Here is a 10,342-nt window from a genome sequence, read left to right as displayed (position 1 = left end):
GTGGGAAGAGGCCTCATGCGCGCTAAAGGTAACGCCGGACGACCGGAGTCCGAGAGGGCCGGCCGGCTCCTCCGTGCGGCGGGCCGCCCGCTTGTGCCGTGCCGGTGGCGTGAGGCCTCAGCTCACCGGGAGGACGCCGGTGTCCAGGTCGAGTGGCGAAGGGTTCGGGCAGGCTGATCTTCCCGCCGTACTCGACCGTCTCCAGCACCCGGTACGTGCCGCCCTCCGGCTCCCCGTGGAGCGTCGCGGTCGGGCGGCCCGAGTGCCAGGGGCCGAGGAGCAGGAACAGTTCCATCCCGGCCTTGGCGTAGCCGTTGACCTTGCCGACGTTGTGGTCCGTGGACGGTGGCGGCGACACGGTGACGATCTCCACCTTGCAGCCCTCGGGTGCGTCCGTCTCCTCCCAGATCCGGACGATGTCGTCCCGGTCCTGGCCGTGGCCCGGCACGGGATCGACGGTGAGTGCGCTCGGGGCGGTCCCCTCTGTCGGTGCGTCACCGAGTCCAGCATGCCGAACGGGACCGGTGGCAGTCCACCGGTCCCGTCACCCGTACGAGGAAACCGCAGATCAGGCGATACGTTCCCGCACCACCGGCAGCGGCGCGAAGGACGTGCCGGCCGGGGCGATGTCGTACGCGTCGGGCAGGGCCTTGAGCGCGTAGTCGAACTTCTCCGGGGTGTCCGTGTGCAGCGTCATCAGGGGCTGGCCCTCGGTGACCGTGTCGCCGGGCTTGGCGTGCAGTTCGACGCCCGCGCCCGCCTGCACCGGGTCCTCCTTGCGGGCCCGGCCGGCGCCCAGGCGCCAGGCGGCGACGCCGACGTCGTACGCGTCCAGGCGGGTCAGGACGCCGGAGGAGCGGGCGGTGACGATGTGCTGTTCGCGGGCGACCGGGAGGGTGGCGTCCGGGTCGCCGCCCTGGGCCGAGATCATGCGGCGCCAGACGTCCATCGCGGAGCCGTCGGCGAGCGCCTTCTCCGGGTCGGCGTCCCTGAGGCCAGCGGCGTCCAGCATCTCGCGGGCGAGGGCCAGGGTGAGGTCGATGACGTCCCTGGGGCCGCCGCCGGCGAGGACCTCGACGGACTCCCTTACCTCCAGGGCGTTGCCCGCGGTGAGGCCGAGTGGGGTCGACATGTCGGTGAGCAGAGCGACCGTGCGGACGCCGCTGTCGGTACCGAGCGCGACCATGGTGGAGGCCAGCTCGCGGGCGTCCTCGATGGTCTTCATGAAGGCGCCGGAGCCGACCTTGACGTCCAGGACGAGCGCCCCGGTGCCCTCGGCGATCTTCTTGGACATGATGGAGCTGGCGATGAGCGGGATCGCCTCGACGGTGCCGGTGACATCGCGCAGCGCGTAGAGCTTCTTGTCGGCGGGGGCGAGGCCGTCACCGGCGGCGCAGATGACCGCGCCGGTGGTGTCGAGGACGTTCAGCATCTCCTCGTTGGAGAGGTGGGCCCGCCAGCCGGGGATGGACTCCAGCTTGTCCAGGGTGCCGCCGGTGTGGCCGAGGCCCCGGCCGCTGAGCTGCGGCACGGCCGCGCCGCAGGCGGCGACCAGCGGGGCGAGCGGCAGGGTGATCTTGTCGCCGACGCCGCCGGTGGAGTGCTTGTCGGTGGTGGGGCGGGAGAGCGCGGCGAAGTCCATCCGCTCGCCGGAGGCGATCATCGCGGCGGTCCAGCGGGCGATCTCGGTGCGGTTCATGCCGTTGAGCAGGATCGCCATGGCGAGGGCGGACATCTGCTCGTCGGCGACCTCGCCGCGGGTGTACGCGTCGATGACCCAGTCGATCTGCTCGGGGGTCAGCTCGCCTCGGTCCCGCTTGGTGCGGATGACGGAGATGGCGTCCATGGGAGTCCTTCCGGCCGGTGCGTATGCAGGAGTCCTGTCGACTCTACGCGCATAGAGAGGGGAATGGCGGTGGCCCTTCCGCGAGGGAAGGGCCACCGGAATTACAGATTCAGCCGAGGTGCTGAGGGCCGAACGACTGCGGCAGCATCGCGTCCAGCGTGCGCCGGCCCTCCGGCGTTTCCAGGAGGAGTTCGGGGCCGCCGAACTCGTACAGGAGCTGCCGGCACCGGCCGCACGGCACCAGGACGGCCCCGGTGCCGTCCACGCAGGTGAAGTGGGTCAGCCGGCCGCCGCCGGTGGCCTGGAGCGTGGAGACCAGGCCGCACTCGGCGCAGAGGGAGAGGCCGTAACTGGCGTTCTCGACGTTGCAGCCGGTGATCGTGCGGCCGTCGTCCACCCGGGCGGCGACCCCGACCGGGTAGCCCGAGTAGGGGGCGTACGCCCGGGACATGGCGTCCCGGGCCGCTGCCCGCAGGGCCTCCCAGTCGGCCTCGCCGAAGGGAGCGGCGGGCCCGGAGGCGGGCGAGGTCACTTGCCCTCACCCTTCCGGTAGGGCACGCCGTTCGCCTTCGGCATCCGCAGCCGTTGGGCGGAGAGCGAGAGGACCAGCAGCGTGGTGACGTACGGAGCGGCGTCGACGAACTGGCTCGGGACCTGGTCGGTCAGCAGGTACCAGGTGAACAGCAGCGCCGAGACGGCCGCCGAGATCACCGCGGCGACGTACTTCTTCTTGTAGAGCTGCCAGAACACCGCGATCACCAGCAGGATCGCCAGCAGGAGCAGCATCGCGTGGACGTTCTCGGCGCCGCCGCGCAGCTTGAGGCTGTCGGTGAAGCCGAAGAGCCCGGCGCCCAGCGCCATGCCGCCCGGCATCCAGTTGCCGAAGATCATGGCGGCGAGACCGATGTAGCCGCGGCCGCCGGTCTGGCCCTCCTGGTAGATGCCGGTGGCGACGATCGCGAGGAACGCGCCGCCGAGACCCGCGAGTCCGCCCGAGACGGTGACGGCGATGTACTTGTACTTGTACACGTTGACGCCGAGCGTCTCGGCGGCCACCGGGGACTCACCGCAGGAGCGCAGCCGCAGCCCGAACGAGGTGCGCCACAGGATCCACCAGGTCGCCGGGATCAGCAGCAGGGCCAGCAGGGTCAGCAGGGAGAGGCCGGTGACCAGGCCGCCGACGATGCCCGCGATGTCGGAGACCAGGAACCAGTGGTGTTGCTGGAGGTCCTGCATCCAGTCCGAGAGCCCCGGAACGGTGATCTTGTCGATCGGGTCGATGCGCGGGGACTGCTTGGAGGAGCCGCCCTGGATGCCGTCGAAGGCGAAGTTGGAGAGGTAGCGGGTGACGCCGACGGCGAGGATGTTGATGGCCACACCGGAGACGATGTGGTTCACGCCGAAGGTGACGGTGATGACCGCGTGGAGCAGGCCGCCGAGGCAGCCGCCGAGGACGCCGAAGAGGACACCCATCCACGGGCCCCACTGGAATCCGGCCCAGGCACCGAACCAGGTGCCGAGGATCATCATGCCTTCGAGACCGATGTTGACGACGCCCGCGCGCTCGGCCCACAGGCCGCCGAGTCCGGCGAGACCGATCGGGACGGCGAGTTCCAGCGCGCCGGCGACCTGGCCGACCGAGGTGACGTCGTCGGCGCCGCTGATCAGGCGGACGAGCGAGACGAGGGCGAGGCCGCCCGCGATGATGAGCAGGACGACGGGCAGGGTGAGCCTGCGGCGGCCGCCCTTCTTGGGGGCGTGGCGTGCGGCAGTGGCTTTGCTGGTGCTCACAGGGCCGCCTCCTTCTCGGTCGTGAGGGCGTGGCCGGCTGCGAGCTCCTCGCCGACCTTCTGCTGCTGGCGGCGGACGCCGTAGCGGCGTACCAGCTCGTAGGAGACGACGACCGAGATCACGATCAGGCCCTGCATGATCGTGGCGATCTCCTTCTCGTACCCGAACTGGTCGAGAGAGGCCGACGACTTGTCCAGGAAGGCGATCAGCAGGGCGCTGAAGGCGATGCCGAGCGGGTTGTTGCGGCCCAGCAGCGCGATGGTGATACCGGTGAAGCCGATACCGGTGGGGAAGTCGAGGCTGTAGGTGTGGGTGTCGCCGAGCAGCGTCGGCATGCCCGCGAGGCCCGCCACCGCACCGGAGATCAGCATCGAGGTGAGGATCATCTTCTTGGCGTCCACACCGGAGGCCTGGGCGGCGCTGGAGCTGGCGCCCGTGGCGCGCAGGTCGAAGCCGAACCGGGTGCGGTTGAGGACGAACCAGTAGAGCAGGCCGCAGCCCGCGGCGACGAAGGTGAACCCGTAGATCTCCCCGCCGTCACCCATCGGCAGACCCGGGAACCAGCCTGACTCCGCGATCTCGCCGGTGGTGAGGTTGTTGGAGCCGGCGGGCTGCTCACCGAAGTTCTTCGGCAGGATCAGCCAGGCGACCAGCGCGGTGGCGATCGAGTTGAGCATGATCGTGGAGACGACCTCGCTCACCCCGCGGGTGGTCTTGAGGAAGCCCGCGATACCGGCCCAGAAGGCACCGACGAGCATCGCGACGATCACGATCAGCGCGATGTGCAGCGGACCCGGCAGGCTGACACTGGCGCCGACCAGCGCGGCCATCATGGCGGCGAGGCGGTACTGCCCGTCGACGCCGATGTTGAAGAGGTTCATGCGGAAGCCGACGGCGACCGCGAGGGCGGCGAGGTAGTACGTACCCGCCTGGTTGATGATCAGGACCTGTACGTCGACGTAGCTCGCCGAGTCGAACATGATCCGGTACGGCTCGAACGGGTTACGGCCGGACGCCAGCAGCACCACGGTCGTCAGCGCGAGGGCCACGACCAGGGCGAGCACCGGGCCGGCGAGGCCCAGGATCAGCCGGTCCTTGTCGAATTTCTTCATCGGGCCTCGTCCTCCGGGCTTTCGAGGTGACCGGTGGCGGCACCGGTCATGGCCGAGCCCAGCTCCTCGGGGGTGATGGTGGCCGGGTCGGCGTCGGCGACCAGTCGGCCGCGGTACATGACGCGCAGGGTGTCGGAGAGCCCGATCAGCTCGTCCAGGTCCGCCGAGATCAGCAGGACGGCGAGCCCTTCGCGGCGGGCCTCGCGGATCTGGTCCCAGATCTGCGCCTGCGCGCCGACGTCCACCCCGCGGGTGGGGTGGGCGGCGATCAGGAGCTTGGGGGCGTGGCTCATCTCGCGGCCGACGATCAGCTTCTGCTGGTTGCCACCGGAGAGGGAGGCAGCGGTGACCTCGATACCGGGGGTGCGCACGTCGTACTCGCGCACGATCCGCTCGGTGTCGGTGCGGGCCGCCTTGTTGTCGAGCAGCCAGCCGCGGCTGTTGGGCTTCTCGGTGACGTGGCCGAGGATGCGGTTCTCCCAGAGCGGGGCGTCCAGCAGGACGCCGTGGCGGTGTCGGTCCTCGGGGATGTAGCCGATGCCGGCCTCGCGCCGCTTGCGGGTGGGGACGTGCGAGATGTCGTCGGTGTCGAGGGTGATCACCCCGCCGTCCGGGTCGCGCATCCCGATCAGGGCCTCGATCAGCTCGGTCTGCCCGTTGCCCTCGACGCCGGCGATCCCGAGGACCTCGCCCTTGTGGATGGTGAAGCCGACGCCCGCGAGGACGTCGCGGACGGTGCCGTCGGGGTCGGTGACCGTGAGCGCGAGGTCGTCGACGCGCAGCATGGGCACGTCGGTGACGGTGGACTCGCGGGTCTCCGGCGAGGGCAGCTCGCTGCCGACCATCAGCTCGGCGAGCTGCTTGGTCGTGGTGGTGGCCGGGTCGGCGGTGCCCACCGTCGTACCGCGGCGGATCACCGTGATGTCGTCGGCGACCGAGAGCACCTCGCCCAGCTTGTGCGAGATGAAGATGACGGTCAGGCCCTCGGCCTTCAGCTCGCGCAGGTTCGCGAAGAGGGCGTCGACCTCCTGCGGCACGAGGACCGCGGTCGGCTCGTCCAGGATCAGGATGCGGGCGCCCCGGTAGAGGACCTTGAGGATCTCCACGCGCTGCCGGTCGGCGACCCCGAGATCCTCGACGAGCGCGTCGGGGCGGATGCCGAGACCGTACGCGTCGGAGATCTCTTTGATCTTCCTGCGGGCGCCGGCGCCGATGCCGTACAGCTTCTCGCCGCCGAGGACCACGTTCTCCAGGACGGTCAAGTTGTCGGCGAGCATGAAGTGCTGGTGCACCATGCCGATGCCGCGCTCGATGGCGTCGCCCGGATTGGAGAAGGAGACCTGCTCACCGTCGATGGCGATGGTGCCCTCGTCCGGCTTCTGCATGCCGTAGAGGATCTTCATCAGGGTGGACTTGCCGGCACCGTTCTCGCCGACGAGGGCGTGAACCGTGCCCTTGCCGATCGTGATGTCGATGTCGTGGTTGGCGACGACGCCGGGGAAGCGCTTGGTGATGCCGTGCAGTTCCACGGCGGGGGGGCTGCTGGACGCGTTGATGACGCACTCTCCTTGGCCGGACAGGAGCGGGGGCGGAGGGGCTGAAGGGGGTGAAGTTATCGCGCCGGAGGGCCGTCTACACGCGTAGAGCTGCCAAATCGGGAAACACAGGCGCACGTCACAGCCCGGACGCGGGGTCCGGGGCCGATGGGAGAGCCTGCGATAGGCGGATCTTCTTCGGTACCGCTGTTCTGACTGCTGTTCTGCGGCTGCTGCTGCGGGTGCCGTTTCGGGACGGTTCCGGGTCCGGGCGCCGCCCCGGTCACGGGTGGGGGCCCGGCGGGCCCTGTCCGCCCGCCCGCCGGTACTCGGCGGGCGGGCGGACAGGGCCTGGGAAACCAGCGGAGGACCTGGGAGACCAGGACCGGCCTCGGCCGTCCTTGTTACGGGGCGGTCTTGACGGTGATCTTGCCGTCGATGATCTCCTGCTTCGCCTTGTCGACCGCGGCGATGACGTCCTTCATCTCGGTGAAGGCCGGGTTGGACATCGACAGGCCGACGCCGTCCTTGTCCAGGCCGTAGCGGATCTCACCGGTCTGCGGCTTGCCGTCCTGGACCGACTTGATCAGGTTGAAGACCGAGTCCTCGACGTCCTTCGTCACCGAGGTCAGGATGGACTCCTTGTAGTTGGCGAGGCCCGCCTGGTTGTACTGGTCGGAGTCGACGCCGATGTTCCACTTGCCCGCCTTGGAGGCGGCCTCGATGGCACCGGAGCCGGCCAGACCGGCGGCCGAGTAGATCACGTCGGCCTTCTTGTCGAGCTGGCCCTGGGCGGCGGCCTTGCCGAGGTCGGGCTTGGAGAAGCCGTCGAAGTTCGGCGGCTGGGTCAGGTACTGCGGGAGCACGTTCACCGACGGGTCGGTGTCCTTGACGCCCTGGATGTAGCCGGCCTCGAACTTCTTGATCAGCGGGGTCTCGACGCCACCGATGAAGCCGACCGTCTTCGTCTTGGTGACCTTGGCGGCGGCGACGCCGGCGAGGTAGGAGCCCTGCTCCTCGTTGAAGACGATGTTGGCGATGTTCTTACCCGTCACCGAGGCGTCGTCGATGATCCCGAAGGTGGTCTTCGGGAACTTCGGCGCGACCTTCTTGATGGCGGGCGCGTAGGCGAACCCGACGCCGATCACCGGGTTGTTGCCGGCGCGGGCCAGCTCGGTGAGGCGCTGGACCTTGTCGGCGTCGCTCTCACCGTCGGAGGGCTCGGCCTCGCTGCCGTTGACGTCGAGGTCCTTCTCCGCCTTGGCGAGTCCGGCGTAGGCGGCGTCGTTGAACGACTGGTCGCCGCGGCCACCGATGTCGTACGCGATGGCGGCCTTGTCGCCGTCGGAACCTGCGTCCGACGACGTTTTTCCGCCACACGCGGTGGCGGAGAGCGCGAGGGCCGCTGACGCGACGCCCACGGTGGCAATCCTGGTGATCCGGCGCAAGGGAAGGCTCCTTCAAACCTGACCGAAGCGCCTCTTCCGGCGCTGGTTTCGCGGCGATCGTAACGCGCGTAGATGTCAGATAAGAGCACGTACGGAAGCCGTTATCGGATCGTCGCGAACAGGAGGGGCCGCGTCCGTCCACGGATGGCCCACGAACAGTTCGTTACGGCAGCCCTAGGACCGTCCGGCCAGCAGGGCCGCGGCCGTGAACAGCTCGACCCCCACGGTGATGGCCTCCTCGTCCACGTCGAAGTTGCCGCGGTGCAGGTCCAGACCGCGCGTGTCGCCGGGCGGCCGGACGCCCAGACGGGCCATCGCGCCCGGGACGCGCTCCAGGTACCAGGAGAAGTCCTCGCCGCCGAGGCTCTGCTCGGTGTCCTCGATCGCGTACGAACCGCGGCGCTCGGTCATCGCCGCGTCCAGCAGGCCGATGCTCTCCGCGTCGTTCACCACGGGCGGCACGCCCCGTACGTAATTGATCACGGTCTTCGCCCGGTGCATTCCGGCCACCTCGTCCACGGCGGCGTGCACCATGTCCGGCGCGTCCCGCCAGGCGTCCAGGTCCAGGCAGCGGACCGTGCCGGAGAGCTCCGCGTGCTGCGGGACGACGTTGGGGGCGTGGCCCGTGTGGAGGCGGCCCCAGGTGAGGACGAGGCCGGAACGGGCGTCGACGCGGCGGGAGAGCAGCGCGGGGACGTCCACGGCGACCCGGGCGGCGGCGGTGACCAGGTCAGTGGTGAGGTGCGGGCGGGCGGTGTGGCCGCCGGGGCCGTCGAGGGAGATCTCCAGGCGGTCGCAGGCGGAGGTGATGGGCCCGATGCGCAACCCGATCTTCCCGGCGTCCACCTTCGGGTCGCAGTGGACGGCGATGATCCGCCCGACGCCCTCCAGCGCCCCGGACGCGATCGCGTCGACCGCGCCGCCCGGGAGGACCTCCTCGGCCGGCTGGAAGACCAGGCGCACCGCGTTCGGCAGGAGCCCCTGCCGGTCGAGCGCGGCGAGCACCAGACCGGCGCCGAGCACGGTGGTGGTGTGGACGTCGTGCCCGCAGGCGTGGGCCCGGTCGGGGACGGTGGACCGGTAGGGGGCGTCCACCTTGGTGTCCGGGATGGGCAGCGCGTCGATGTCGGCCCGCAACGCCAGCATGGGCGTCACGCCGTCCCACTCCCCCACGTCGCAGACGAGGCCGGTCCCCACGTCGAGCACCCGCGGCTTCAGCCCGGCCTTCTCCAGCCGGTCCTTGATGGCGGCGGTGGTCCGGAACTCCTGATTGCCCAGCTCGGGGTGCATGTGCAGATCTCTGCGGAAGGCGATCAGCTCGGCCCGCAGCTCGTCACCGAGCCTGCCGGGCAGCCCACCTCCCCCCGGCTGGTCGACCAGGTCTTCGGGGCGGGAGGCGCGGGACTTCAACTGGTTCACCTTGTGAAGGGTAGGCCCCTTCGCCCCTCAACTGGCCACAGATCAACAAAACTTCAGCCGCACAGGCGAACAAAAGGCGGGGTGGAGTGTGTGACGGCTCGTGACAGTGGGTATGGCTGGAGGCTTCTTCGCCGGTGGACACTCCCCTACGCGTGCACCGTCGACGTCAGCCGCTGCACCCCCCGGGCGGTCTCCGTGACCCCGCTCAGGAACCCCTGCGCGCGCGGGGAGGCCGTCGTACGGAGCCATTCCGGGGCGATGTCGCAGACCGCGACGTTCACGCCGGTGCCGGCCAGGGCCAGCGGGAGGGTGTGGACCACCGTCGAGGGGAAGCTCACCACCGTGTGGCCGATGGGGCCGCGGCGGGCGATGAGTTCCAGGGGGAGGTCCGGGCGGACGATCTCCAGGCCGGTGGCGGCCTCCAGGGCGTGAAGTTTCTCGGCGGACTCGCGGCGGTGGGCGAAGTAGCGGGTCGCGCCGTGGGTACGGGCCAGGGCCGCGACCGCCTCCTGGTACGGGACCGGGTCGACGACCCCCGTCTCGACGAGGGAGGTGCCCACCAGGTCCGCGCCCTTGCCGACGCTCGGCGGTCCGAAGCGGGCGCGGGTCCAGGTGAAGGTGTTGGCGGTGACGGTGACCCCGGGCGGGGGCTCGACCGGCATCGCCGTGAAGACCTCCACCGCGTGCCGGGCCGTCGGGGTGAAGCGGCGCCGTGCGGTGGCCGTGACCGGGGCCAGGAGCAGTTCGCGCGGGCCGCCACGGCCCTTGCGGTGCCAGCGGGTCAGCCGCTCGCCCCGGGCCAGCTGGGTGACGAACTCCATGGTCGCCGTGCCGTCGTCGACCACCGTGAGGCGCTCGGCGCGGACCAGGGTGAGCAGGAGCTGCACATAGCGGGAGAACGGGTCGCCGATCACTATGTGGTCCGCCCGCCTGACCAGTCCGGCCAGGGCGCGCAGGGCCTTGAGAGGCGCGCCGGAGTCCCCGCGCGCCTCCTGCCAGCGGACGGTGATGCCCTCGTCGCGGGTCAGCTCCGCCATCCGGCGCAGCTGACCGCGCGACATCGGGTCGACCGGGGGGAGGACGACGACCGTGGTACCGGCCGGCTCGTCTCCCCCTTGGGTGTGAACCCACTCCAGGACGTTCAGGAGCTGGACCGGGCTCTCGACGAAGGCGAGGTTCACCGGTCGGCGC

At 70.4% G+C, this 10,342-nt stretch carries 8 protein-coding genes and 1 pseudogene; all 9 read right to left on the bottom strand.

Going from position 1 to position 10,342, the window contains the following annotated elements; all coding sequences use genetic code 11:
* Positions 1-117 precede the first annotated feature (117 nt).
* The 9 genes and pseudogenes from ABZ154_RS31045 to ABZ154_RS31005 all read right to left on the bottom strand — a co-directional run bounded on the left by ABZ154_RS31045 (position 118) and on the right by ABZ154_RS31005 (position 10,332).
* Positions 118-448 (bottom strand): annotated as a pseudogene (locus ABZ154_RS31045) (hypothetical protein).
* 120 nt (positions 449-568) lie between these two features.
* Complete coding sequence (locus ABZ154_RS31040) at positions 569-1,846, bottom strand: thymidine phosphorylase (RefSeq protein WP_356837699.1); 1,278 nt, start codon at positions 1,844-1,846, stop codon at positions 569-571.
* 109 nt (positions 1,847-1,955) lie between these two features.
* Positions 1,956-2,378, bottom strand: coding sequence for a cytidine deaminase (locus ABZ154_RS31035; protein ID WP_356837698.1), 423 nt, complete (start codon positions 2,376-2,378; stop codon positions 1,956-1,958).
* The gene (locus ABZ154_RS31030) at positions 2,375-3,637 is read right to left on the bottom strand and encodes an ABC transporter permease (protein WP_356837697.1); all 1,263 of its coding nucleotides are present in this window, start codon (positions 3,635-3,637) and stop codon (positions 2,375-2,377) included. Before ABZ154_RS31030 ends, ABZ154_RS31035 begins: the two co-directional genes overlap by 4 nt.
* Entirely contained in the window at positions 3,634-4,749 is a 1,116-nt protein-coding gene (locus ABZ154_RS31025; protein ID WP_356837696.1) for an ABC transporter permease, read from the bottom strand. The genes ABZ154_RS31030 and ABZ154_RS31025 overlap by 4 nt, the downstream gene beginning before the upstream one ends.
* Positions 4,746-6,278 carry an ABC transporter ATP-binding protein gene (locus ABZ154_RS31020; RefSeq protein ID WP_356837695.1) on the bottom strand — a complete coding sequence of 511 codons (1,533 nt, stop codon included), beginning with the start codon at positions 6,276-6,278 and terminating at the stop codon, positions 4,746-4,748. Before ABZ154_RS31020 ends, ABZ154_RS31025 begins: the two co-directional genes overlap by 4 nt.
* Positions 6,279-6,688: 410 nt before the next feature.
* Positions 6,689-7,732 (bottom strand): BMP family ABC transporter substrate-binding protein, encoded by a 1,044-nt coding sequence (locus tag ABZ154_RS31015; protein ID WP_356837694.1) that lies wholly within the window; start codon positions 7,730-7,732, stop codon positions 6,689-6,691.
* A gap of 174 nt (positions 7,733-7,906) precedes the next feature.
* Positions 7,907-9,142 (bottom strand): amidohydrolase, encoded by a 1,236-nt coding sequence (locus tag ABZ154_RS31010; protein ID WP_356837700.1) that lies wholly within the window; start codon positions 9,140-9,142, stop codon positions 7,907-7,909.
* 155 nt (positions 9,143-9,297) lie between these two features.
* Positions 9,298-10,332: a hypothetical protein gene (locus ABZ154_RS31005; protein ID WP_356837693.1), complete on the bottom strand. Its 1,035-nt coding sequence runs from the start codon at positions 10,330-10,332 to the stop codon at positions 9,298-9,300.
* Between the last annotated feature and the right edge of the window lie 10 nt (positions 10,333-10,342).

The organism is Streptomyces sp. NPDC006261 (assembly GCF_040613515.1).
In the GTDB taxonomy this organism is placed as follows: domain Bacteria; phylum Actinomycetota; class Actinomycetes; order Streptomycetales; family Streptomycetaceae; genus Streptomyces.
Note: the sequence above shows the minus strand (reverse complement) of the source record. Positions and strands in the feature narration are given on the sequence as shown.